This is a genomic window from Candidatus Poriferisodalis sp. (assembly GCF_965219595.1).
GTDB lineage: Bacteria > Actinomycetota > Acidimicrobiia > Acidimicrobiales > Poriferisodalaceae > Poriferisodalis.
Genome location: NZ_OZ244781.1, coordinates 783,144 through 807,434 on the forward strand (window position 1 = coordinate 783,144; position 24,291 = coordinate 807,434).

The 24,291-nt window shown below is 63.8% G+C and carries 17 protein-coding genes, 1 tRNA gene and 1 pseudogene; 6 read left to right on the forward strand and 13 right to left on the reverse strand.

The annotated features are described in order from the left end of the window. Positions 1-14: 14 nt before the first annotated feature. From ACOQPE_RS03265 to ACOQPE_RS03290, 6 genes are all read right to left on the reverse strand, one after another. The gene (locus ACOQPE_RS03265) at positions 15-287 is read right to left on the reverse strand and encodes a hypothetical protein (RefSeq protein WP_420610488.1); all 273 of its coding nucleotides are present in this window, start codon (positions 285-287) and stop codon (positions 15-17) included. A 302-nt stretch (positions 288-589) separates the two neighbouring features. Next, the gene (locus ACOQPE_RS03270; RefSeq protein WP_420610489.1) at positions 590-2,272 is read right to left on the reverse strand and encodes an SIR2 family protein; all 1,683 of its coding nucleotides are present in this window, start codon (positions 2,270-2,272) and stop codon (positions 590-592) included. Positions 2,273-2,351: 79 nt separating this feature from the next. After that, positions 2,352-5,675, reverse strand: coding sequence for a DUF499 domain-containing protein (locus tag ACOQPE_RS03275; protein WP_420610490.1), 3,324 nt, complete (start codon positions 5,673-5,675; stop codon positions 2,352-2,354). 38 nt (positions 5,676-5,713) lie between these two features. Next, positions 5,714-8,446 carry a DUF1156 domain-containing protein gene (locus tag ACOQPE_RS03280; RefSeq protein WP_420610491.1) on the reverse strand — a complete coding sequence of 911 codons (2,733 nt, stop codon included), beginning with the start codon at positions 8,444-8,446 and terminating at the stop codon, positions 5,714-5,716. A 43-nt stretch (positions 8,447-8,489) separates the two neighbouring features. Beyond that, a complete protein-coding gene (locus ACOQPE_RS03285) occupies positions 8,490-12,056 on the reverse strand; it encodes a helicase-related protein (protein ID WP_420610492.1) in 3,567 nt (1,188 codons plus the stop codon). A gap of 44 nt (positions 12,057-12,100) precedes the next feature. Further along, positions 12,101-13,681 carry a DEAD/DEAH box helicase gene (locus ACOQPE_RS03290; RefSeq protein ID WP_420610493.1) on the reverse strand — a complete coding sequence of 527 codons (1,581 nt, stop codon included), beginning with the start codon at positions 13,679-13,681 and terminating at the stop codon, positions 12,101-12,103. 838 nt (positions 13,682-14,519) lie between these two features. Between ACOQPE_RS03290 and ACOQPE_RS03295 the strand changes: the two genes are divergently transcribed. Next, on the forward strand, positions 14,520-14,957 hold the full coding sequence (locus ACOQPE_RS03295; RefSeq protein ID WP_420610494.1) for a hypothetical protein: 438 nt from the start codon (positions 14,520-14,522) through the stop codon (positions 14,955-14,957). Positions 14,958-14,993: 36 nt separating this feature from the next. Here the strand turns inward: ACOQPE_RS03295 and ACOQPE_RS03300 are convergent, their stop codons facing one another. Further along, positions 14,994-15,686, reverse strand: a complete 693-nt coding sequence (locus tag ACOQPE_RS03300) for a topoisomerase DNA-binding C4 zinc finger domain-containing protein (RefSeq protein WP_420610495.1) — start codon at positions 15,684-15,686, stop codon at positions 14,994-14,996. Positions 15,687-15,841: 155 nt separating this feature from the next. Next, complete coding sequence (locus tag ACOQPE_RS03305) at positions 15,842-16,186, reverse strand: type II toxin-antitoxin system HicB family antitoxin (RefSeq protein WP_420610496.1); 345 nt, start codon at positions 16,184-16,186, stop codon at positions 15,842-15,844. A gap of 274 nt (positions 16,187-16,460) precedes the next feature. Between ACOQPE_RS03305 and ACOQPE_RS03310 the strand changes: the two genes are divergently transcribed. The 3 genes from ACOQPE_RS03310 to ACOQPE_RS03320 all read left to right on the forward strand — a co-directional run bounded on the left by ACOQPE_RS03310 (position 16,461) and on the right by ACOQPE_RS03320 (position 18,344). Beyond that, positions 16,461-17,105 carry a Panacea domain-containing protein gene (locus ACOQPE_RS03310; RefSeq protein ID WP_420610497.1) on the forward strand — a complete coding sequence of 215 codons (645 nt, stop codon included), beginning with the start codon at positions 16,461-16,463 and terminating at the stop codon, positions 17,103-17,105. A gap of 2 nt (positions 17,106-17,107) precedes the next feature. Next, positions 17,108-17,494, forward strand: coding sequence for a type II toxin-antitoxin system PemK/MazF family toxin (locus tag ACOQPE_RS03315; RefSeq protein WP_420610498.1), 387 nt, complete (start codon positions 17,108-17,110; stop codon positions 17,492-17,494). A gap of 229 nt (positions 17,495-17,723) precedes the next feature. Next, a complete protein-coding gene (locus tag ACOQPE_RS03320; protein ID WP_420610499.1) occupies positions 17,724-18,344 on the forward strand; it encodes a winged helix-turn-helix transcriptional regulator in 621 nt (206 codons plus the stop codon). On the opposite strand, the gene ACOQPE_RS03325 is transcribed toward ACOQPE_RS03320, so the two are convergent. Continuing rightward, positions 18,301-18,789, reverse strand: coding sequence for a hypothetical protein (locus ACOQPE_RS03325; RefSeq protein WP_420610500.1), 489 nt, complete (start codon positions 18,787-18,789; stop codon positions 18,301-18,303). The two genes, ACOQPE_RS03320 and ACOQPE_RS03325, sit on opposite strands and share 44 nt — an antisense overlap. 95 nt (positions 18,790-18,884) lie before the next feature. On the opposite strand from ACOQPE_RS03325, the gene ACOQPE_RS03330 reads away from it, so the two are divergent. Continuing rightward, positions 18,885-20,174, forward strand: a complete 1,290-nt coding sequence (locus ACOQPE_RS03330) for an IS256 family transposase (protein ID WP_420610501.1) — start codon at positions 18,885-18,887, stop codon at positions 20,172-20,174. Positions 20,175-20,250: 76 nt separating this feature from the next. Continuing rightward, positions 20,251-20,323 (forward strand) — tRNA-Arg (locus tag ACOQPE_RS03335). A 14-nt stretch (positions 20,324-20,337) separates the two neighbouring features. Here ACOQPE_RS03335 and ACOQPE_RS03340 read toward each other — a convergent pair. The 4 genes and pseudogenes from ACOQPE_RS03340 to ACOQPE_RS03355 all read right to left on the reverse strand — a co-directional run bounded on the left by ACOQPE_RS03340 (position 20,338) and on the right by ACOQPE_RS03355 (position 24,227). Continuing rightward, the gene (locus tag ACOQPE_RS03340) at positions 20,338-21,084 is read right to left on the reverse strand and encodes a TetR/AcrR family transcriptional regulator (RefSeq protein WP_420610502.1); all 747 of its coding nucleotides are present in this window, start codon (positions 21,082-21,084) and stop codon (positions 20,338-20,340) included. 69 nt (positions 21,085-21,153) lie between these two features. Beyond that, positions 21,154-21,882, reverse strand: coding sequence for a type 1 glutamine amidotransferase domain-containing protein (locus ACOQPE_RS03345; protein WP_420611346.1), 729 nt, complete (start codon positions 21,880-21,882; stop codon positions 21,154-21,156). 63 nt (positions 21,883-21,945) lie between these two features. After that, positions 21,946-23,787: pseudogene (locus ACOQPE_RS03350) on the reverse strand (sulfatase-like hydrolase/transferase); the annotation flags it as partial. After that, a complete protein-coding gene (locus tag ACOQPE_RS03355) occupies positions 23,784-24,227 on the reverse strand; it encodes an SRPBCC family protein (RefSeq protein ID WP_420610503.1) in 444 nt (147 codons plus the stop codon). The gene ACOQPE_RS03355 and the pseudogene ACOQPE_RS03350, both read right to left, overlap by 4 nt. Between the last annotated feature and the right edge of the window lie 64 nt (positions 24,228-24,291).

A 24,291-nucleotide genomic window follows, 5' to 3' on the forward strand; every position in this document is an offset into this window, starting at 1 on the left:
AAGGGGGAGTGGGGTCACGGAGTCTCCTCCCCCTCGTCCTGCTCCGTGCCGTCCTGCAGCGCATCGTCCAGGTAACGGCGGAGCGCCTGCTGGACTGCCTCGGGCCCGGTGCGTGCGGCATCAATGAGCAATCGGTGTCCGTCAGAAACCGAGTGGCCGAGATCGGCCACGACTTCATCGAGTGGGTCAACGACCTCCTGTGCGGTGGGCGGAAGGCGCAGCGGGAACAACACCGCGATCGCGTTTCGTATGTCCGAGGGCTCTGGAAGCTCACTCTCGATGACCATGACTCGAGCGTTGTCTTCGAGTTCAGCCAATGTCGCGGGCTCTGGACGAGACCCGACGAGTGCCAAGCTCACGGGCCTTCGCGACGCAATGCGATCCAGACTCCTGTTCAGACCTGACAGGAGCTGGATGAGGTGGACCGGGTCTGCCCCTTGGCCACCCACAACCACGAGGTCATGCGAGACTCCTGTGCCCGTGACGGCAGCGTCGAAGTCAAATGCCGCGCCGGCAACGACCAGTGGCTTCGGAAGTCTTCGGAATCCAGCCGACTCAAGCTCCGCGAGCACCGACTCAACCGCGGCGTTCACAAATCGGCCCCTTGGCGAAATGCCCCCATGAGTGCCTGGAAGTCCGGTGCGTCGCCGGCGATCGTCTCGATTGCGACCTGTCTCGCTGGCTGCCAACCGGTCCGTCCGTAGCGAGTCTTCGGCGACCGGGCTTGTCGTGGTGGAATCGCCTTCGCATGAATCGCAAGCACACTGCCGTCACTCATGTCGATGTGCCCATGCCCCTCTAGCTGAGCCAGCACGCTTGAGTCTCGCACCAAGAACACGTGTGAGTTGCCCGACGTGCTCTCGACTGTGAAGGCACCTTCCTCTGGAACATCGACATCGCCTGGCTCCAGTTTCCAGAGATGTTCGGCAGCACCTCGGCCGATCAGCGAGGCCGCTACTGCCAAGTACCCGAGCGCATCCGTATCGACGTTGGGGTCAAGCACCGTCTGCTCGATCGGCTGAGCTGTGAGTGGGTCGTAGCGGCGATCGGTGGCATCGAATGGCGCTCCGGTGCGAAACATCGACAGCACGATCCCCACGCCTGCGATAAGGCGTTCAACGAACCCTAAGGCGTCGTCGTCCGGAGCTCGCGCTACCAGGTCCCGCAAGTCGCGTATGCCTTCCTGTAGCGCCTCCTTGGTTGCATCGTCAATCACTTCGGACGAGATCACTGCAACGAGCGAAGACAGCTTGCCGGCCAGGATGTAGAGAACTAGAGCGAGGAGAAGCGGCTGCGCGTAGGCCCCGAGAAGGGCTGCCGCCTCGATCTCGTCACGATGTTCGGCGAAGCTCTGCCCATATGTGATTCGAAGAACGTCCCTTTGGGCCTGCTTCAAATCCTCTAGCGCAAACACAACAGCGGGTGGCATGACAGGCCAAGTACGCCCAAGGTTTTCGGCTGCATTGTGCAAGATCGTTTGAATATTCGCGTCTTGGGCCGACAGGCCGACCACTAGAGCGTTGCTCGTCGCCACGAGATGCTCAAGGTGGCCCTTCATCACAGGGTTGTGGGAACCGGCCGCCCAGCCCAAGACTTGCAAATGTTGCGCGATCAGTGCCTTTCGGTATGCATCAAGGTCTTCGCGAGCCTTCACTGCACATCCATGGAACTTAAGGAGGTCACATCGAGATTCGGGCTCTGAGAACTCATCAGGCAGGACGACGACTCGCAGATAGCCAGTTGCTTCGCCGGTCAATCGATGGATCGCCCGCTCGACGAGACCGTCCCAGTTTGCAGAGGCAGCGCTCCGGATGACCCCCTCGAGCATGAGAATGGCGAGGCAGAGGTGCTCCGCCGCCGGTTCGAGATCCGGAGATCCGTACGTGTTGACGACATCGACTCCCTCCCATAGCAAGAAGTCCGAGTCTTCGTCGTCCACGAGCACGCCAAACACCAAAGAGTATTGGCCTGTGAGTTGCTGCACGATCTCGTCGATCTGGGGCCAAGCATCGACCGAAGTCGTTAACGGAACCTGCGCAAGATCTTTCCCCGCGATTTCTAGGATCTCGCGAAGAGCTTTCCTAAAACGGCAAGCCTCGTCGGCCGGGTCAATTCGTGATTGGACGTACGACAGAAGTTTCCTGAGCAGCTCCCCTACATCGGGTACAACCGAACGCGATAATCCCGAGCCCAACCAGAACACGTATTCCCCGCGTGCCACTCCTGAGGCGACGCTTTGCAGCCGGCCGTCGAACGACTGCAGCAGTTCCAATGTCCCGCCACTGGCCGGCCCTTGGTCCGCCGCTCCGGTCACAGCGCAGCCCTGGCCTCGATTGCAGTGAGCACGCGGGCTACTCCTCCGAGAAGCCAGTGCCGTCATCGAACCTCAGTGTTCGAGCGTTCTCGGTGATCGTTCGAATGATGTGGTCGGTAAACCCATCTTGATTCTCAGCAGTGATGATGAGCTGTACATCAAGGTCGATGCCGATCTGGCTGGCGAAGTGATCGAGGATCTCCTTGCTGATGTCACCGAAGTGCCTTACGGGTCGTGTGTCGTCGAGGCTGATCGACCCTCGAAACACCCGGACGTCGGGGGGCGATTCAGGAGTCTCCTCGCCGTCTCCAGCCTCGGGCGCTCCGCCACCGGGACCGGGACCGGGTTGTTCCCCCGGGGTCTGGGCCTCGTTCTCCATCTGGCGGTTGGCGACCTCGGGTTTGACCACCAACGCAGTCGGAGTGAGCGGACTCGGGTGAAAGCCTGCCGTCAGCCCGAGATAGCGGCCGGTGCCGTCATCAAGGCCGACTGCGACGGCGAATCCCTCCGATTGCCAGACGGTTGAAGACGGCCCGGCTTCGATCGTCGACAACAAAACTCCTTGGTCTCGAAGACGGGGCAGATAGAGATACTTGGCGAAGTCCTCCCAAAGCTGCGAGACCGACACGTGGCCGTCCTCCCATCGCGATGCGAGCTCGTTGTCGAGCTTGAGGCGCAACATCACCGGTGGGAACTGAACTGCCAAGCTCCCTTGGGAGACGAGTTTGCGGCTGACCCGCTGTGCAACCGAACCCTGCTGGTCGAGCGAGACGACATCGAGCGCGACGGCACCGGTCGAGTCATCCTGTCGGGGAACGACCGCGTACTTGTAAGCCTCCGCTATTCGAAGACCTACGGCGTCGTCAGATTGCTGGCGACGGGTATTGGCCTGCGCGGTCTGGTGAGCATCGAGGTTCAGTTCTTCGACGCGTTCGCCGATCGACGACCACGCCAGAAACTCGGCCGTTGCCTCTTCGAGCCCTTCGAGGGATCGCTGGTCGCACACGGCGAACACCATCATGTTGCGGTACTGCCGTGGGCTGTTGCCGCGCTGGTCGAGGATCGTTCGAGACGCTTCGAGCGCCGGCGACTCCTCGGCCTTCGCGATGTGAGGAGCGTCGGGGCCCAGCACAACGAGCCGACACATCGGGTCGTCGGCCACATCGTTCGTGGTAGCAGGCGCGACATGAACTCGCCGGAAGTCACCGTCGCCGTGCTCGGCGCGGAGGCGTTGCACGATCTCGTCGCGAACTTCGTGCTTGTCACCGGACAGCAGTCGCGCTGCTTCGTCGCGGGCCGTGCGGTTGACGTTCTGCTGGCGGTCGAACCAGTACCGATTGCGATCGACGTACAGATACGGGGCGTGGGCCGAGAGTCGGTTGAGAGCGTCGGCCACGAACCCGGGCTTCTCGCCGGCGAAGGTGGCACCCAGACGAACCCGTTCGGTCTCGATCCCACGGTTTGCGTGTCCAACGTTCGGAGTCGCGCCGAGGAAGATCGTCCGCGCAACCCGGCGGGTTGCGTGGTGTTGACCGAGCGCAGGCACCTCGCGGTCGATCTGCCAAGCGCGCGACGTCGGGCCATCGACGTCGGCGTCAATGACCGGCGCCCAATAGTCAGGCAGCTTGCCGGCCAGCTCGCCACTGACGCGGCTGTCCATCAACGGAATCGAACAAGGCAAGATCAGTGGCGATCGATCATCGCTCTCCCATAGCGACGAGATGACGGCGGCCATGAGGCGAAGCACGCCGCGAGTCCGCTGGAAGCGATCGACGGTGGACCAATCCTCGTAGAGCCGGTCGAAGACCTCAGGGTGGATGGGGTAGGCCGTCTTGATCCTTTCGACATAAGCCATCTCCCTGCATTCGGAGGGAAAGTCGGCTCGTTGGCTGCGGTACAGCTCACCGAAGGCTTCAGCAGTCGCATCCCGGTCGGCGGCCTGATCGGGGTCGAGCGGCTCGAACAGGCGTCGCCGGACGATCTCGAAGGTTTCATCTCCCTTGGCCGGCTGCCATTGCTCGGCCTGACGGGCGACCACGTTGGTCAGCCGATGCAGTGCTTCTCGCCCCGCCACGCCTCCGACTTCGAGGCTGCTGGCCAGCGCCTCTTCGTCCGATGAGCTGGTTCCCTCGGACGCAGGGATCGACACGACAAAAAGCGCCCCCTCGGTCCCGCGCGCAGCTTCGGTAAGCGCCTGGGCGAAGCCGAACTGACTGTCGAAACTGCCAGCCTTGAGCGTGTCTTGCCCATAGAGCTCTCTGGCATAAGCGACCCATTCGTCAATAAGGACCATGCAGGGAGCTGCGAGCTTGAACACGTCACGGATACGGTCACCGGGATTCGTGCCGTTTCGGTCGGACTCCGCGACCAGCGCGTAGCCGTGCTTCCCAGCGAGCTGCCATGCGATCTCACCCCAGATGGTGTGAACGACGGTGCCGTCGGGCTTCTCGTGCGTCTCGCCAGCCGCGAAACGGTTGCCGACTACGACCGCACGGTTCACAGCCGGGAGTTCTTCAACACCGGCCGCTGCAGCTATGTGGCGGACTTCATCAGGTAGCGAGTCCAGAGGTACGCCCGAGAAGAGGTGGTAGAGGGCAATGAGGCTGTGGGTCTTTCCACCGCCAAAGTTGGTCTGGCAGTTGATGACGGGCTGACCGCCCTGATTGGTGACGCGCTTCACACCGAACGACAGCAGTTCCGCGAGCCCGACTGTCAGGTAAGTACGTTCGAAGAACAGGACCGGGTCCACGTACTCAGGGCTGCCTTCACCTCTTCGTACGAGCTCAAGGTCAGCGGCAAACTCGGCAACGCTGAACATCCCGGTCGAGACGTCGTCGTGCGGGCGAATGACATCGCGCCACGGCCTGAGGCCGGCCTTCGGAGCTTGGAGCACGTTTGAAGCGGCGCCCTCAGTCTCCACCTTCTTCCTCTCGCGTGCGAACAATGATCGGTTCAGCTCGTCGAGACTGATATGGACCCGGTCTATCTCGCGGGCGTCGATGGCCTCAAGAAGGGTCAGGATGCCGCTAAGCGTGAACTGCGCATCGTGCGGTTGGATGGCGCGGTTGTGGGCCCAATCGTTGCGCTTGTCGCGCAAGGTGAATAGCAGATTGCGAGTCGAGCGAGGCAACTGGCTGCGGAACACGCCGTCCCAACACTCGATCATCACGTTGAGCAGGAAGCTCGGGTCAGAGGTCGAGTACTCCCGGTCTGGGCTGCGCGACGTAGCGACGAAGTGCGCGGCCCACTCCCTGCCGTTCGGAGTCGTGCGTTGCATGTGACGTGCGACGAATGGCTCGAGGCCTCGGGCGAGGAGGTCAAACGCTTCGCCGATCCGGGCCTTATTCGTGAGTTCGGCCATACTTCAGTCCTCTCGCTGCGCTGGCTGCTGCGCGACGGTCATCCGTCGAGACTCAACTGCTCGTACTCAGCTGTGGGATCCACTATCTCTTTGGCGAGACGCTGGATCTCGGACCACGAGGCCACCAATGCGTTGTATGGCCCAGCCAGGTTCGGCCTCGTGCGTTCGCACACCGTGTAGAGACGGTACGCCAGCAGCTGGGCCGAATCGCCAAGAGCACCCATGCGTCTCAGCAAGCGTGCTGCGGACGCCTCGCCCTCGGTCTCCAACCGCTTCACCAGATGCTGCGTGGCCTCCCAGATCGGAGTGCGCTGGTCAGCGAGGGGGTCCCAGTCCGGCGGGAGTTCATTCCGGTTGAGCAACCGCACATTGCCCCCGCCTGACTCCAGGATCCCTGACTCCTCCATTCCGGTCACAGCCACATTCATGGACAGAGCCAACTGCTCCGCAGTTCCGTACGGACCATTCTCTAGAAAGAACTGGGCGAACCAGTGGATCGCCCATCGAGTCTCCGAGTCAAAGTCCTGCTCTTGTGAATCGAGAACTTCGTCAATAACCTGGTTGATCAGGCCCAATGCCGTCTGGACGGACATGCGCGAGTTGTCCGCTTCCACCACCCGATCGAATCCTGAGTAGATCGACATGCCCGGGCCAATTGCCGCTTGGCGTAGGTCTACGGGTGCGACGTGAGATCGCTGCAGGTCCCGCAGCGGATCGGGCAACCCGCGTCGCAGTTGCAGGACGAAGCCTTGTCGATCGACAATGGCCGCTCGCTTGGGTCGCTTCCGACATGTCAGGACGATCGACGACATAAGGGCATTGCTGTCGAGGCCACGTCGACGAGTCTTGCCTTCGGTCAGCAGGGGCCAAGTGGCCACCACTTGCCAACCCGCAGAGACTAAGCCCTCAAGCATGGTCGACCAGCCCGTTGAGCCAAGAAGATCCTCAGTCGATCGGATCTTCTCTCCCTGCTTGAATGCATAATAGACGCATACTGGAACATTGTCTACTGACGCTTCCCTCGCAGCGACAAAGAACTCATTCAGGCCCTGCTGGAACGTTGAATCCGCCACATGCCGCGAACCGGCTCGGTGTGCGTCGGCGACGATCTCGTCGGATTTGGGCGTCAGAGTCGTTGCTACAAGATCCGGCTCTGCGACGTGTACCACCTTGCGTAGCCAATAGTAGAAATGATCGGCCAGATCACTGTACGGAATGTTGTCGTAGTATGGGGGATCGGTACAGATGATTCTCCGTTCATCCACACCAATACGACGCGCATCATTCTGCGCAACCTTACCCTGAGCAGCGGGACGTAACCTGTCGAGCACATCAGCCGTTCCGGCGATGAGGCCATTGATATCGCCACCAGAACCAGCAAATGGATTCGCCTCAGCGAAATCCCATGTCATCTCCATCGCTGGTCCGCCAAAGGCTCCCCTGAACTTCTGCTCGTCGGGTCGCCAAGTGCTGAGAGTAGTATGGAATCGAGCCATCTTCGAAATGGTTAGCCCGAGAAGAACAGTCAGGTCTTTCGCATAGCGCTTCGCTTGGGGTGCCGATCTACACTGAGAGAGTGCATCAGATTCCACTAGTTTAGGCAGATTCTGCGCTAGTGACACCATAGTTTCCATCAGCTCAAGTTGGCGTGCCGTGTAAAACGATTTCACATCCCGGAGGCCGTACGACACGCCGCCCATATGCCGTGAGTTCCCGGAGAGTTCTGGCCCAGAGCGGTCCACGGGCGTCGTGATGACTTGGGCTGAACCTGCCAAAAACTCCCTTCCAGCTTCGGTCTGCACGCATGTGGCGAGCTCAAGGCAACTGTCCACTGACTCAGCGAGAGTCTCCTTGACGTGCGTCTCCTCGCAGATTTCGCCACACACGAGACATCTGAAGCTGGCACCCCGGGGAGTCACTTTGGGCGCCGGGGCGGGTTCACCTCGCGGACCCCGGACTTCAAGGTTGATCTCCCCGCTCTCGATCTCGGCGGAGAGATATCTTTCCTTGCCCTTCTTCCTGCTCAGCCAGAAAGATCGCGCAAGCGGCATCTGCGCACCGCAGGTCGGATTCGGGCATTTGACAGTACGCGCCCAGATCCAGGCAATCACCTCGGCAGTGGAGCCATCGGGGCGCATAGCCTTGGGGTAGTTGGGAGAGAGGCGTTCGTAAGCCTGTTCCCGGAGCCAATTCCCGTAGCGGCGCACATCCTCGGCCAGTCCCTCGGCACCCTGCCATCGTGTCCGATTCTCGGCGTCCGGATGAACCGGTTCGGAGCCATCCCAGCGCATCGTTATCTCTATCAGGGCCTTGTTGATCAGGACTGCTACCGGGTTCAAGTCAGAGGCGTACACGTCTAGCCCGAGCCGCTGAGCCTCTAGAGGGATCGAGCCGCCACCAGCGAACGGGTCGAGTAACGGCGGAGGGTCGTCACCGAGGGATCTTCGGATCTCGGCCCGTGCGGCGGCGAGCACATCATCGTTGGTGGAGTTCTCCCACTTGACAAGGTTCTCGATGATCGTGAACAAGCGCTGCCGCTCGGCACCCTGCTCAGCCTCCGTCGGGAACTCGTCGGGGTGTGCAGAGGGGTCGTCAACGAGCTGCGAGAACAAGACCGCTCGGCACGCTGCGAGTGGTCGCCGGGCCCACCAGAGGTGAAGGGTGGAAGGGTGCCCGTGCCGAATGGACTTCTCACGCGCTGACTCAGCATTGATGGCATCGAGCGGGAGGGCGACTTCGATCAGTTTCTTCTTGTCGGGCTGATCGCTCACTCGCTCTTCCTCACGATTGCCGCGGCGGTCCTGTACGCCCTAATCATGATGGTGTCTCGGATCGGTCCCAAAGCGCTGACCACGTGAAATTGACGCTTGTGACGTCGAAGACGAAGTCGTCGCTGCGTCCGTCGAAGGGTCTGCGGAGGTACCGAACGGTGTCTGTGCCGTCGGGCGACACTTCGACGAGTGCGAGCACGAAGTGCTCAGGGTCGTTCAGTCCGGTCAGGATCTCGTTGCGACTGATGGTCACCGTCGGTGCGCCGGCGATGCGTCCTTTGACCTCGATGAACTTCATGCCACCTGGTTCGTGATCTCGTCCTGGGCGACGTGACCGGATGTCATAGCCAGGGTGGTTGCGATGCTCCTCATTGAGATCGACTGCTTCCCAGCCGAGATGATCTTCGGCAGCGAGCACGGCTTGGATGGCCCGACGCTCGACCTCGGCGCGGGTAATGGCGAACTCCTCTGGTTCGTCGATTCCCGCAAGTCGGCGGAGGAGGCCAACCGGTACGACGAGAGCACCGCCAATCACGACGGGAGGGAGTGCCCGCAAGCTGCGTTCGGCCTGGAGCTCGCCAACGCGGTATTCAAGGCGGAGGGCGAGCTGGTCGGCTCGCTTGCGAGCCCGATCTGCATTGGCCTGGGGAGTCTTGCCGGCGTCAGCTCGCAGCTGGAGCTCGTTGGCGCGATGGTCCCAGTAGTTGACCTCGCGCGTCAGTCGTTCCTTGACGGCGGCGAGCGTGGCGTCAACGCGATTCTCGGTATGGAGCCGAACCCGGGCGAGGTGTTCGGGCACAGCGACGCTGATGGCGTGATCGAGTCCCACGGTCTCAAGGTCAGTATCGAGCCATTCTGATTCGAGAATCGACGTGACGTGAGCGATCTCGTCTTCGTTAGGCGGCCGGTAGTCGAGGTATGGGGCGTAGCCGGCAGCGACGGCGTGGTCACCACCCTTGATCTCAACAAACTCGAACCTTCGACTGACAACTGTGTGAGGGTGGCTGCGCGTGGGCCGCCCGTCAGCAATGGAATGTTCAAGCATGATGAGCACGCGGGGTTGGTCGCCTTGGTCGGTCTCATCTACCAGCACGGTCCCTTGAGTGAACAGACCTCGGTGTCGTTCGAGGATCAGGTCAATGGTGGCGCTCAGCAACGGATGGCCAGGGGCCAGAAGCTCAGCTGGAGGCGCGCCAACCTGACGGATGAGCTCCTTCTCGAAGGTGATGCGCTCGTAGCGCGTGAGCACTGGTGCACCGGTGCCGATCTGCCGGTCGCGTTGGCGGACCGACGCGGGCACGTTGGAGATCTGGAACCGACCGGCCTCGCGCTCGACGAGCTTGCCGCCAAGATGGGCTATCGCGGCCTCAAAGAACGCCCGTATGTAGTGGGGCTGAAGCCGTCGTGCCGAAGCCTCCTGCATCTCCTGGCGGACGCGTTCGACGTCGGCGAAGGCCATCGTCTCTTCGGCGAGAGGTGGGTGCTCGATGGCGTCCCGAATGCGTTGTTCAACGGTGTCGTCAATGACGTGGTTGATGCGGTCGCGAACTTGGGGGTCCTCTCCGTAGCGGATGGCGTCGAGGAGCAGCCGTCGGAGCTCGGCACCACTCAGTGCTTCCCCGAGCACATCGAAGACTTGGCCCTTGTAAGCGATTCGTTGCTGTTCGATCTTGTCGAGCAGACGAAGGTACACCTGCGCTTCGCGGGTCTCGGCGGCGACGAGATTCCACATATGGCAGACCTCGGTCTGGCCGATTCGATGGACGCGACCGAAGCGCTGCTCGATGCGGTTCGGGTTCCACGGAAGGTCGTAGTTGATGACCAAGTGGGCTCGTTGGAGATTGATGCCCTCACCCGCTGCATCGGTGGCAACGAGCACGAGGCACGTCTCGTCTTGGGTGAAGCGGGCCTGGATCTTGCGCCGATCCTCGCGTGGAGTGCTGCCGGAGATGTACTCGACGGCCTCTGAGTCACCGAGGAAGGTGCGGAGCCGGTCGACGAGGTAGTTCATGGTGTCGCGATGTTCGGTGAAGATGAGGAGCTTTCGACGTGACCCGTCGGGCTTGAACATCGCCTGATCGGTTGAGAGCAAGCCTGAGAGCTGGACCCACTTGGCATCGACGCCTTCACCCCGCAGGCGACGGGCAAGAGATTCGAGTTGCCCGAGCGTCTTGATCTCGAGCTCGAGTTCGGAGATGGTGGCCGCCGCAGTTGCGGCGTCGACGACTTCAGATTCCAACTCCTCCTGTTCTTCTCCGTCGAGGTCATCCCAGGCGTCGAGGTCGAACCCGTTGTCGTCGACCGTGTCATCCGACAGAAGAGAGGACAGCCGCTGTTCCTGTGGAGTCATTCCAAACGCTGCAGCGCGAGCCCGTTGGCGTTCTTCGATGATCCGCTTCTCCAGCCGTTTCCGACGGCGTGAGAGCGACTGGTAGATGGCTTCGGGAGACGAGGCGAGTCGACGCTGGAGCATCGTCAACGCGAACCCAACCGTGTTGCCGCGACGCCCTTGACCTTCTTCGGTGAGCCGGTCGGCCCGATTCATCTGCTCGCGGACGTACTCGGTGACCTCGTCGTAGAGGGTCATCTCGTCGTCGGACAGCTCGTAGTCGACGGTGGTGGCTCGTCGCTCGGGGAATAGGGGCCGGCCATCGAAGGTGAGCAGTTTCTCCTTGACCGTGCGGCGCATGAGGTCACTGGGGTCAACAGAGTGGACCCCGTCGCGGAAACGTCCCTCGAAACGGTCGCTGTCGAGCAGAGCCAGGAACAGCTGGAAGTCCTCCTCCTTGCCGGAATGCGGCGTGGCAGTCATGAGAAGAAGGTGCCTTGCGGCGGCGCCAAGGGTCTCGCCCAGCTGGTACTTCTTCGTCTTCTTGACCTCGGACCCGAAGAAGTGCGCGGACATGCGGTGGGCCTCGTCGACTACAACGAGGTCCCAGTCGGTTTGGGCCAATCGCTCCACCAGATCCTCTCGGCGGCTGATCTGATCGACGCGACATATCAGCCGGTCACGTTCCTGGAACACCTCACCGACGTGGGTACTGTCAAGGTGTTCCTTGGTGACCACCTCGAAGCGCATACCGAATTTGTCGAATAGCTCGTCCTGCCACTGATTGACGAGGCTTCCCGGCGCGACCACCAGCACCCGCTCGGCGTCACCACGGATGATGAGCTCCTTGATGTAGAGGCCAGCCATGATCGTCTTGCCAGCGCCTGGGTCATCGGCGAGCAAGAAGCGCAGTGGCTGACGTGACAACATCTCGCCGTAGACGGCCTCGACCTGGTGCGGCAGCGGGTCGACTTCGCTGGATGTCAGCGCCAGGTACGGGTCGAAGAGGTGGGCGAGGTGGATACGTCGAGCCTCGGCGGCAAGGCGGAACCTGTGGCCGTCACCATCGAAGCTCCACGCCCGCCGGGTTCCCTCGCGAATCGAAAACGTGCCCTCGTCAGAACGGTAGAGAAGTTGCTCTCGGGGCTGGTTGGCCGAGTCGCGATACGTCAGCGTGATGGCCTGATCTCCATGCCACACCGCTGACACCACCGTGACCGGTCCATTGGGTTCGACCCCGTCCGCAATCGATCCGGCGACGAGATCCTCCAGTTTCGACACATCTGAACTGTAGGAAGCGGCTGAGGGGCGCGTCGTATCTTCGTTCATGCGTGCTCGAGTCCCAGCCGGCGACGCTCCAGTTCAATAATTCGGCGCTCTTGCTCGGCCTGGCTCGCGACTTCGGTGGTGCGCTCGTCGTCGGTGATATCGATGGCTTCGGGCGTCGCTTCCTTCATGGCGCTCTGTCGAACGTACTCGGCGAACAATGCCGACTTGCGGGCGAGGATGACAAGCATCCGTTCGTCGACGCTGTTCTCGGTGAGCAAGCGATGAACCTCGACAGGCCGTAACTGGCCGAGCCGGTGACAGCGAGCGATGGCCTGGTCCTCGGTACTGGGCTTCCACTGCGGTTCGGTCAGGACTACGACCGAGGCCGCCTGGATGTTGAGCCCGACTCCCCCGGCTTCGATCTGGCTCACCAAGACAGCGGGATCCTTGCGGCTCGCGAAGTCGTCCACAATTTGCTGGCGTTGAATTGCCGACACGCTGCCCGTCAGCGGGCCGAACGCCAAGGACCCCAGCGCCGCGTGGACTCGGCCGATTACGTCACGGAAATAGGAGAAGACGACTACCTTGCGGTCGTTGTCTGCCGCCTCCTCCGCTATCTCGAGAAGGCGGCTGAGCTTCGGCGAGTCATGTGCCCGGTCAGTGAGGAAGGCAGCTCGGCGCATCGACATGAAGTTCTTCGCCGCGACTGCAGCCCGGTAGACCTCGGCTGCGGGACCGTCGAGCGGGAGCCACTCGGCCGTCTCGATCCGAGGCGGGAGTTCCTCGAGAACATCGGTTTGATTGCGCCGGAGATAGACGGGCCCAACTGACCTACGGAAGGCTTCAGCCCCGGCAATTCCATCGGTTGTGCGGATAGCAGCTGCTACGTCCGGTCGGACGTGATGCACCAGATTGCGGAACTCCTCGACGCGGTTCTCCATCGGCGTGCCGCTCATCAGCAGCGATAGTTCTGACCGAGTCAGCCACGACCGCACAGACCTAGTGCGCAGGGCGTCGGGATTCTTGACGTAATGGGCCTCGTCGACGACCATCGCTGCGATCCGAACTGCCGGGACGTCGAGGGATCGGAGCGTGTCGAAGGTGGTGACACCGATACCACCTAGCCGGGCCCAACTGGCGAGACTGCGATCGCGTTCCAGGCCGTGCAGCCTCCAAGTCCGCTCGATACAGGTGTGGCGATCGATCTCGTGCTCCCAATTGGCCAGGACACTGGCGGGACTGACGACGAGAAAGTGAGTGGCGCCTTGGGCCCGGAGATGCGAGAGCACCGCAAGGGCCTCAATGGTCTTGCCCAGGCCCATTTCGTCACCGAGTATCGCTCGACCCTGAATGAGCGCGAACTTGGCCCCGAATGACTGATAACCACGCAGGGACACCTGAAGCAGCGACGTGTCGAGCTTGAAGGCTCGGATCTTCTCGACAATCTCTTCGGGAAGGAACCCGTGCGACGCCTCGTCGTCGGGACCCTGGCCGCTGATCTCGATGAGAAGTCCGTTGTAGGTCACCGACCGGGCGATGTAGTCGTCCCACTGAGATTGAGCCGACAGGCGCTCGGGCAGCTTCGATCGGGCATCCGACATCTCGTGCGCCAGCAGCACCGTCGAGGCCTCATTCACCAGCGCTGCCAGTTGCTCGAGCGCTAGACGGGCCTTTTCCTTGCGCTGACGACCGGCGAAGAACCGGCGGACGCGCCGAGTTTCAAGTCGTGCTGGCCCGCGGCGTTCGTCGATTGTCGCTTCCAACCTGTCAAGCCGCTCATGCAGCGGATCGATGTGCCGGTGGGCTGCCTCCCACTCGCGCAGCCGAGCCAGAAGCGCCGTCTGCGTCTTCGGTCGACCATCGACGTCGAATCTGACCCGCGTGACGTCGTGAAGCGCCGTTTCAATCTGTCGGGCCGCTGCAACCGCCTGGACCGAAGTCTTCTCTCCAACCCCTGGAATCGACTGCAACCGGTAGCGACCCGCAGCCTGCACCGCGGCAACGGTGCGTAACCCAGCGGCTTCGACAGCACCCAGTCGTAGACGTCCCTCAGAAGCCGACCTCAGTGCGTCGAGCGGCATCCGTTCGAGTTGTTCCTGCACAATTCGAGCTCGCTCGGCTTCATAAGCCTCTTCGGCTCGGACACCGACAATTCGCAAATGGTCGAGGAGCCCAGAAGCCGCTGAGTGCAATTGCTCGACGCGTGCTAGTACCGCCTGTGGCGATTCGTCGGCCATGTCGCGTTGCCCGGCCTGATTGTCCGTATCGCCGGACGTGCCCACATTCACCTCCCGGCTGCCGACAGCACGAGTAGACCCGCCGGTGCATAGTAAGTGGGGCCTGTGACAACTGAGCGGGTTCGTCCCGCCGCTCCGGCCGGCAGCGGTCAGCAGTCGATGGCGGGAACCCGATAGTCGGAGCCGAGTCAGAAAGCCCCGTCACATTGGAGATCGCGCATGGCATTGTCCACTGGTCATGACTGAACCCATTCTTGATCCCGACAGGGCGCTGGTGCTTGCGCTCAAGCCGAGGTTCGCGGAGGCGATGCTGGCCGGCACCAAGACCGTCGAGGTGCGACGGGCCATGCCGCGCATCACCGTCCCGACGCTGGCACTGCTGTACGCATCAGGCAGCGTGCGGGCGCTTGTCGGCACATGCCTGGTCCGAAGCGTCGCCCGCTACCCAGCTGACGAGCTGTGGCATCTGTACGGCACCGACACTGCGCTGTCCCGCGTCGAATTCGACGCCTACCTCCAAGGCCGAGACAGCGGCGTCGCCGTGCTGCTTGAGAGCGCCGAGCCGCTTGCCGCCCCGATATCGCTGCACACACTTCGACGGGCTCACGGCTTCCGCCCGCCCCAGAGCTTCGCCTATGTGAGCCACGCCCAGCGCAGGAGACTGCTGGCGGCGTAGATACCTGCCACGCAGAACTGCGAAGGTCGGACCTTCCTATACGTCGTCCTTTGGCGGCAGCATCAGCACCCGGTCGTCTTTGGCGTTGGCGACGACGAGCCGGGGCATGCTCGGGTGTCTCCATCTGCGAATGTCGGGTGTGTTGCCCTTGTACTTGTTGCACCGCGGGTGGGCTGCTTGGAGGTTCTCCATGCCGTGCAGAACGCTCGTGTAGTACGTGCCCTGCTGTGCCTTGCCTTCGGCGGTGAGTTCGAACACCGCGAACCGTTTAGGGACCACGTGTTCGACTTGGGCCCCTTTCAGCTTCATGGTGCCGCCGCACAGCCCGCAGCGCTCCCCGTCACGAATGTGTAGGTATTCGAGCACCTTGCGGCGGTGCTTGGGCTTCCAGCGATCCGTCGCATCGGGCTCGTCTGCTTCGAGACTCCAGCGCCAGATGCCGTCCATGGCCGCGACGGCTTTCCGCAGCAGTCCCTTCTGCGGTGCAGGAGGCGGGCTGCTGAAGGGACAGATTTGGTCGCTTCGGTCAGCAGTCGGAGGCTCCTCTGGCGCTGATTCCTCGATCGGCACGATCGATCTGCACTTCGGGAACGTCGAACAGCCCCAGAACTGGCTCCCCGCGTTCTCGCCCCGCTTCGCGACCCGGCGCACCATCGCCGCACCGCACTTCGGGCACGACCGCTCGGCGGAATCCGCGGAGGCGGAGGGGTCGACACGTTTCAATGTCATGCATGGCCTCCCAGCGAACGGGGACTGTAATTCGGGGCTGCCTACACGGGCCGCAAGCTGGGATTGCGCTGCAGATGTCCATCCGCTGCGCGCGTCGTCGACCCTTCACGGGCGACTGCTCGCGGAGTAGCGACCGGCGAGGGGCCGCGTCGGCGTCAGCCGGTAGGCGTCTCTTGAGGGGTCGGGATCTCGACTTCGACCGTTTGGAACCGGGCCGACTGCGGCGCCATGACGTCGCCACCCGCAGCCAGCCATTCCGCGTCCACGTCGGCGAGGGACTGGCTGTGGTAGGCGATGGCGTCCTCGATGGACATCGCAGGCGTCGGCACCGGGTCGCCGCCGCGGATCAGGCCGTCAATGTGGAAGGCGAGCGCCTCGCGGATGTTCGCGAGCATCTCGTCGGGGGTGGCGGCGGTGCTGATGCATCCCGGGATGTCCGGCGCGTAGGCGCCGTAGTTGTTCGGGGTCTGCTCGATGACGACTGCATAGGTCAGCTTCATCGCGAACTCCTGCTGTGGCCTGCCTGTCTCAAGATGTTGAGCCACGTACCCCTCGGCATCTCGGCCGAAGCTAGCCGTACTGGTGGCGGTGCCCCGGCTCGTCTGGACGGCAAACCGGCGTGGCTGTTGTCCAGCGGCTGTCCACGGTGCTTGTCACACCCCTTCGCGAGGATGTCGCCCTATCCGCAGTCGAGTACGAGGAGCAGGGGTTGTGATGGTGCTGAGCAAGCCGGGTTGTCGAGGCCAGTCCTCGGGAGGTGGATACGCTGGACGTGTGACCCGTCTGCGTACCGATGTGTCTCGTACATCGGAGGCGATGAAGGCGCTGTTGGGGCTTGCAGCGGCCCGAAACTTGTGGATAACACGCACCAAGTACGCCAAGCTGCTGTATCTGGCCGATCTGCGTTCAGTCGAATATGACGGCGTCACGGGCTCCGGTGTGGTGTGGCAGTGGCACCACTACGGACCGTTCTCGGACGATCTATACAGCGTCGAGAAGCAACTGGCCGCGAACGGCGACATCGTCATCGACGAGACCAGCAACTTCTTCGGCAACCCTGAGTACCGCTTGCGGGCCGCGTCTGAGACGACGAGCCTGGACGAGGCAGATCGTTTTCTGGTGCACCTCGACGCCGTGCTCTCCCAGCACGGTGACCTCAGCCCGACCGAGCTCAAGGACCTCACCTATGAGACCGAGCCGATGCGCGAAGCCCAGGCAGACGGCGAACGCAACGTGATCCTCGACATGGGGGACTCGCCTTCCATCCCCGATGCGTCTGCGACACTGCGCCGTTTCCAGCGCATGCTCGACAATCACGTCGATGACGAAGAGCCGGCACCACCCGGCTGCAGCCCAGAAATCTTGAACCCGCTACGAGCAAGCCGAGCGCGAGCGAACCGGATCCTGCTCGACGACTAGCTGTGGCCCGGCCTGTCACCGGCGGCATCTACCTGGTCGCGGACGAACTGATCTCGCTGGATGACGGCAAGCACCGGAACGTGCACGATGCACGCCGGCCGTTTCTCGTTCTCAGCGCTGCCGATTACAACGATCAGGACGACTGGCGTGTCGTGCTCGGCTGCCCGATTTCGAAGTCCACCAGATTCCGCACCGAGCTCTGCGTGAAGCTGGCAGCCGGCGAAGGCAACGTGCCCGAGAAATGCTGGATACGGGTGCCGGCGCTGCAAGCCATCCCCAAGTCGGATCTCCAAGACCTCACCGGCAGCGTCCCGCGGCCCAAGCTGAACGAGGTGCAGATGCGAGTGCTGCAGTACTTGGGGCTCATCGACGAGGAAGTGCCCTTCTAGCGCACCTGGCGCGCAGAACGGGAGGCCTGTCCGCAGGACTTCGACGCGATGTCCCATGGAGAAGCTGAGCGTACGCTGTCGGACGGAAATCACGTTCCGGTCCAACATGCGCATTTGGCGGTCGAGCCACATCAACACCGGCCGAAATGTGTCGCAGAGACCATGGCTCGGGACACGCAGCCAGCCACCGGAACTCAACTTCCATTGAACGGTATATAATTTCCAATGAATGGAAACTAAATCGGCTCCGAGTCTGCTTCCCATCTTGCGATCGCGTCAGCAAGGCGAAGTGCTCACCTATCTGATGTGCGACCCGGATCGGGAAACCAGCATGAGCGAGCTGGCCCACCGTGTCGGGGTGCCGCTCAGTTCGGTGCACCGAGAGGTCGAGCGCGCCGAGGCGGCCGGCATCGTCACCAGCCGCCGATTGGGCAACACCAGGTTCGTACGGGCGGACACCGACAGCCCTTACTTCGACAGCCTGTCTGACCTGTTGGTCAAAGCGTTCGGGCCGCCGCATGTGCTCGCCGAGGCGCTCGACGGCGTCGTCGGGATCGAGGCTGCGTACGTGTTCGGCTCGTGGGCGGCGCGCTTGCACGGCGTCTCGGGCAGGCGGCCTGTCAATGACATCGACGTGCTGGTGCTGGGCGAACCCGACCGGGGAGAGCTCTACCGAGCACTCAGCGGCGTCGAGGAGCGTCTGGGGCGCCCTGTCAACGTCGTCATCCGAGACTCCGAATGGCTGCAAGACGGGTCAGGCGGCTTCCACGCGACCGTCACTGAACGCCCAGTCGTCGCAATCGAGATCAAGAAGTCACGCGGTACGGACCGAGTTCGACAGAGCTCGTGAGATCTTGTGCGCCCGACAGCGCATCATCGGCAAGGCTGACCGCCCACTGAGCATCGCTGTGGGTCAGCTCCGGAGATTCGAAGTCCGGGTATTGCGAGGCGTTCCTCATCTGGCGGAACTGCTCGAACTCCGGCTTGGAGAACGCTGATATCACATCGCCGAATTGACTCGAGACCGCTTCCTCGACCGTCCGATGCGAGCCTTCGCCGCCTGTAACCCGTAGACACTGCCGAGCCAAGAGCGAGTCCGCGGCCATTCGATACGCGTCGTACGCCAACGAGAATGCCGACCCGCTGTCCGAACCGAGCAGGCTGCGCGCCGAACGAAGCCTCTTCGACGCGTCGTGAATCAACCGATCAGCGGCTCTGTCTCGTCCTTCCTCCGATACCGATTCCAGTCGCTCTTTTTCGATCAGGAAATCGATTGCAGAGCTCCCCTTCCGCACGTGCTGCTCGCGGCGGTGCTCGGGCCTGTCAGGAATTTTGTGTATCGGGCGTGGTCTGATGGTCCGCAGCTTGGGGCTGTGGGCCGGGGAGGATCATGTCTGTGACTGATCTTGACAGGCCGGCTGTGCCGGCGAGCGATGCTGCCGGTGAGGCGGCGATGACCGAGTGGGCTGAGCAGCTGGTGGCCCAGGCGCGCGCCGAGGGCGTGGAGCTGACCGGCGACGATGGCCTGTTGACCGGGCTGGTGCGTCGGGTGCTCCAGACCGGCCTGGAGGTCGAGATGACCGAGCATCTGGGCTATGAGCGCCACGCCGCCGAGGGCAGAGGGTCGGGGAACTCGCGCAACGGGTCGACCCCGAAGCGGGTGACGACCGAGATCGGCGAGGTCGACTTGGCGGTGCCCCGTGACCGTGCGGGCACGTTCGAGCCGGTGACGGTGCCCAAGCACCGCCGTCGTCTGGACGGCCTGTCGGGCAACGTGATCTCGCTGTATGCGAAGGGCCTCACGACCGGCGAGATCCAGGCGCATCTCGAGGAGATCTATGACGTCTCGGTGAGCCGGGAGACGATCTCGAAGATCACCGACGAGATCGTCGCCGACATGGCCGTGTGGCAGAACCGGCCCCTCGAGCCCGTGTACGCGGTGGTGCTGATCGACGCGATCGTCGTCAAGGTCCGCGACTCCCAGGTCGCCAACCGGCCCGTGTATGTCGCCATCGGCGTCGATCTTCAAGGCGAACGAGACGTGCTGGGCCTGTGGCTGGGCCCGACAGGCGGCGAGGGCGCCAAGCAGTGGGCGACGATGCTGACCGAGCTGAGAAACCGCGGCCTGGCCGACGCGTTGATCGTGCGCTGCGACGGCCTGGCCGGCCTGCCCGAGTCGATCCGGGCCACCTGGCCCGACGCCACGGTGCAGACCTGCGTCGTGCACATGGTCCGAAACAGCCTCCGCTACGCGTCCAAGAAGCACTGGGGCCAGATCACCAAGGCCATGCGGGAGATCTACACGTCCCCCACAGTCGAGGCCGCCGAGGCCCGCTTCGAGAGCTTCGCCGACGACTGGGAAACCACCTACCCCGCCATGATCCGCAGCTGGCGGACGTCCTGGCACGAGTTCGTGCCGTTCCTGGAGTTCCCCGCCGAGCTGCGCAGAGTCGTCTACACCACCAACGCCATCGAGAGCCTCAACGCCAGATTCCGACGAGCCGTCAGACACAGAGGGCACTTCCCCAACGAGCAGGCAGCCATGAAAGTGCTCTACCTTGTCGCCACGACCAGACGCAAGAACCGGTCCAACCTGACCGGCAAGACCAACGGCTGGAAAGCCATCCTGAACACACTGACCGTCCACTACGGCGACCGGATCGCCGACCACATCCGATGAACACCACCACAGCCGGATACACAAAAAACCGGACAGTCCCAGCTCAGGGCCAGCAGTACATTTCGAGGGAGTCCCCGCCCTCGTAGCTCAGGGGATAGAGCGTCGGTTTCCTAAACCGTGCGTCGCAGGTTCGAATCCTGCCGAGGGCGCATGGACGGCCGGTTCAGGCGAGAAGCGTGTTCAGGGTCGAGGTGAGCACAGCCTTGGTCTCAGTGGCGGACAGGCCGCGGTGGCGGCGGAGGTAGTCGATCGAGTCGAGCTGGGTCAGCAGATCGCCTGCCGCGAGCACTGCGTCGCCGTCTGCCGCCGTGTCTGACGTCGGCGCACTGGTCTTAGGCCGAGGCGAGCGCGACGCCGACTCGGGGGCGTCGGTCCCCGAGTCAGGCGTGCGGGCTTCGAGTTCGGGGGCGAACTGGAGCTTGAACTGCTGACGCATCTCGTCGCGGGCCGTGGCGAGCTGCTCGCCGATGCGGGGCAGCCGGTGGGCATGCGCCAGGGTCGCCCGGTATTCCGGACCGATCGAGTCGTACAAGCGCAGGCGCATCGTCACGAAGTCGTCGATGCGGCCCTCCAGCGGACCCTGGCCGATGGCGTGCAAGCGTGTGAGGGGAGCGGTGCGCTCACGGTTGCGCCTGATCGTGGCTTCGAGCAGCTCGCCCGGATCGGCGAAGTACCGGTACAGCGAGCGCAACGAGAGTCCTGATCGGGCCGCCGCTTGCTCCATGGTCGGGAACAGCGACTCCTCGGCGAACATCTCGAGCACCACGTCGAGCACCGCGTTGATGTTGCGCTCCCGCCGAGCCACCCGGCCATCCGCCGGCGTCGCATCATCAGGCGGAGGGCCAGCCTCCACACCCGGTGGCACCCGATCAGTCACTGATGCACGCACCCGCTTCTGACGCCCAGCCATCTGCAGTCGCCTCGGCGCCGGGCGTAACGGATGACGCGCCACCTCGGGGGCCGGCCGCATCCCGGTCAGTCATGACATCAGTCTCAGCATCTCGCGGGCCACCATGGGGCCGGCGTTCTGGTTCTGGCCGGTCACGAGGTTGCCGTCGACCACCCAGTGGTTGGCGAGCGGGTCGCGGAACCGGGTCACGCTCTCGAACAGGGCGCCGGCCTTGCGCAGCTCGGTCTCGGGATGCTGCGGCGTGGCGGTGATGCGCAGCTCCCGGACTTGCTTGTCGGTTACCCCGGTCACCCTGCGGCCCGCCACCAGCGGGCTGCCGTCGGCGGCCTTCGCCTTGAGCAGCCCGAGCGGGCCGTGGCAGACGCCGCCGATCACGCTGCCGCGCTGGTTGGCCTCGGTGATCTTGCGGCCGAGCTCCTCAGAGAACCCGAAGTCGAACGCAGCACCCCAGCCGCCTGCCAGGAAGACGATCGAGTAGGCGGCGATATCGACCTCGCCAATGGCGAGCGAGTTGTTCACCTTGGCTTTGAATTCATCGTCGGCCAGGAATCGGTCACAGGCCTCGGTGCGCAGCGGGGCACGCACCGACTGGGGATCCACCGGGATGACTCCCCCGTTGGGGCTGGCGATGTCCACCGACATGCCCGCATCGGCGAAGGCGTAGTACGGCACGGTCATCTCGCTGGCGAACACCCCGGTCGGCTTGCCGACGTCGAGCACGCCGTGGTTCGTCGCCACGATCAGCGCCCGCCGCCCGGCGCCGTCGGCGTCAGTCGTCTCGGTGTCTTCCGGGTGCATGCCGAGCCGCTGCAGCACCTTGCGTATGGCACGAGCGGGCGGTGGCACTCTCTTCGAAGCAGAACCCGTCGTGGCCGGGATGGGGCCGGGCGTTCGGGTGGCGTAGGGCCATGGCTGGTTGCGTTCGGGCACGGCCCGGGCTCGTTCGACGGCCAAGCGTTGCTCCAGCTCGGCGAACACCTCCTGCGCGCTGGGATCCGCCCAGCGGTTGTGGGCCTCGATCGGGTCGGCGTCGAGGTCGTACAGCTCCCACTGGTCGGGCAGCGGCTCGGTGCGGTACACCTCTCCCGCAGGGCCGTCGGCCGCCAGATGCCGCACGCCCGGCTCGGTCCACGTCGCCGGATCGTCGAACGTGCGCACGATCTTCCACAGATGGCCCGCGTCGTCGTCCCCGGCCCCGTCCGTATCTCTGCCCCCGCCCGCGCCGCCGTCCCCACTCCCGGCCGTGCCTCCGGCCCCGGCCACCCGGCAGACCAGGCTCTCGAAGTTGGCACCCACATGGGCGGGCACCTGGATGCGCAGCGGCGGCGGCGTCCTGCCCATCCGGCGAGCCATTCCGCTGGCCCCCGAGTCGCCCTCGGGCATGTTGTCGCGTGTCATCAGATAGACCGAGCGGTCGCGGTCGGGCTCGGCATCGCCATCGACCACACCCATCAGGTCACGGCCCGGCAGCGGGTGCACCTCGGTGTGGCTGCCCCGCAGCTCCTCGGCGGCCGACGCCGCATCGATTCCCGCCGCCGAAAGCAGCGTCGGCACCAGATCGACATGCGACGTCGGCGCATCGACAGCCCGGCCAGCCGTCGCCTTCGAGCCCACCCGGGCGATCACGAACGGCACCCGCGTCGCCTCGTCATACAGGTTGAACCACTTCTGATGCAGCCCGCCGTGGGCGCCCAACAGTTCTCCATGGTCCGACGTGCGCACCAGCACTGCGTCAGACGAGCCGCCCTCTGTCACTGCACGGCGCACCCGGTCGAGCGGGCCGTCGACCTCGGCATGGAGCCGGTAGTACAGACTGCGGTATTCGGCCGCGTGGTTGCGATACAGCCGCTCGACCGCCGGCGCCAGCCCGTAGGTGGTCGGATACGACGCCCGGTAGGCAATCTGCGCCGCGGGCTTGGTCGACAGATCCTCGTCGTCGGTCGGCGATGCGGGGATCGGCGGCGGTTCGGCAGCAGTCAGCGGAATGTCGCTGCTGCCGCGGCGCAGCCACGCCGGGCCGAGCCACACCGGAGCAAACACGATGTCATGGGGGTTGACGAAGCTGGCCACCAGCAGGAACGGCCGAAGCGCTGCCGCCTCGCCCGCCCGCCGGCGTGCGTACCGGTCTTCCAGCCAGGCCACCACCCGGTCAGCGAACAGGGGGTCGCGCACGAGGCCGCTGTTGGCCAGTGCGGCGCCATGAGGCTCGGGCCCGATCCAGCCGGAGAATCCGAACTCGTCGAGCGGGTCGGCGTCGAGGTACGCCTGCACGGCGTCGCCGTCGACTACACCCTCGTCGTCATTGGTTGCCAGCGGGACCCCCGCAGCGCCGACCAGGTCGGCGTGGCTCATATGCCACTTGCCCTGGTAGTGCGTGTCGTAGCCGCCGGCCCGGAACCAGTGGCCCAGCGTGGGCACCTCGCCGGGCCGCAGCCAGCGCATCCGGCTGTCGTCGGCCATCTTGCCGAGGCCGTTCGTCTGGGTGACGCCGTGCACATCGGGGTACTGGCCGGTGAACAGCGTGGGCCGGCTCGGCACGCAGGCCAGCGAGCCGGTGTAGTGGCGGCTGAACGATACGCCATGATCGGTGAACCACGCAGCGCCCAGACTCTGGCGCCATGCTGCGACCTCAGGCGGCTCGTAGGGAGGCGCGGCCCGCTCCTGGTCGGTCATCAAGATCACGACATCGGGCCGAGCGCTCATCGAGCGGCCTTTCGCAGGTGATCGTCGAGGCCGTGCAGCATCTGGTTCGACACCTTCGAGAGCTGGCGGCTCAGCACCGTTGCTGCCAACTGCTGCGGCGGGCGCGGCCCGACATCCACGGAACTGGTCAGCGTGATCTGCGTCGAGCCGTCCCCGTCGTCGAGCTGCCAGGTGTTGCGCAGCGACCGGATCGCCGACGGCAGTCCTTCCACGACGTAGCTGAGCCGTTCGCCGTCAACCCATTCGACGACGCGCTCGACAAGCGTCCTGCGGCCGGACTGGATGCGCCGCACCATGCCCACGCCTTCCCGCTGGGCGCTGAGCAGGCACGAATGATCCACGATGGCAGCCCAGCGAGCGATCTCGCCGAAGTCCGCCAGCACCGCCCACACCTCGGCGGCCGGTGCCGGGACCCTCAGCGTGGCCGTGGTGTCGCTCACGCCGGCCACCCTAGCCCCGGCGCCATCAATTGTCGTGAGGACTGGCACTTGTTTCGCCTGTTCA

Coding starts and splice junctions, on each gene's coding strand:
- ACOQPE_RS03265 (WP_420610488.1), bottom strand. CDS start 287: ATGGTCATCGAGAGTGAGCTTCCAGAGCCCTCGGACATACGAAACGCG.
- ACOQPE_RS03275 (WP_420610490.1), bottom strand. CDS start 5,675: ATGGCCGAACTCACGAATAAGGCCCGGATCGGCGAAGCGTTTGACCTC.
- ACOQPE_RS03295 (WP_420610494.1), top strand. CDS start 14,520: ATGACTGAACCCATTCTTGATCCCGACAGGGCGCTGGTGCTTGCGCTC.
- ACOQPE_RS03300 (WP_420610495.1), bottom strand. CDS start 15,686: ATGACATTGAAACGTGTCGACCCCTCCGCCTCCGCGGATTCCGCCGAG.
- ACOQPE_RS03305 (WP_420610496.1), bottom strand. CDS start 16,186: ATGAAGCTGACCTATGCAGTCGTCATCGAGCAGACCCCGAACAACTAC.
- ACOQPE_RS03320 (WP_420610499.1), top strand. CDS start 17,724: ATGGAAACTAAATCGGCTCCGAGTCTGCTTCCCATCTTGCGATCGCGT.
- ACOQPE_RS03330 (WP_420610501.1), top strand. CDS start 18,885: ATGTCTGTGACTGATCTTGACAGGCCGGCTGTGCCGGCGAGCGATGCT.
- ACOQPE_RS03340 (WP_420610502.1), bottom strand. CDS start 21,084: ATGGCTGGGCGTCAGAAGCGGGTGCGTGCATCAGTGACTGATCGGGTG.
- ACOQPE_RS03345 (WP_420611346.1), bottom strand. CDS start 21,882: ATGCACCCGGAAGACACCGAGACGACTGACGCCGACGGCGCCGGGCGG.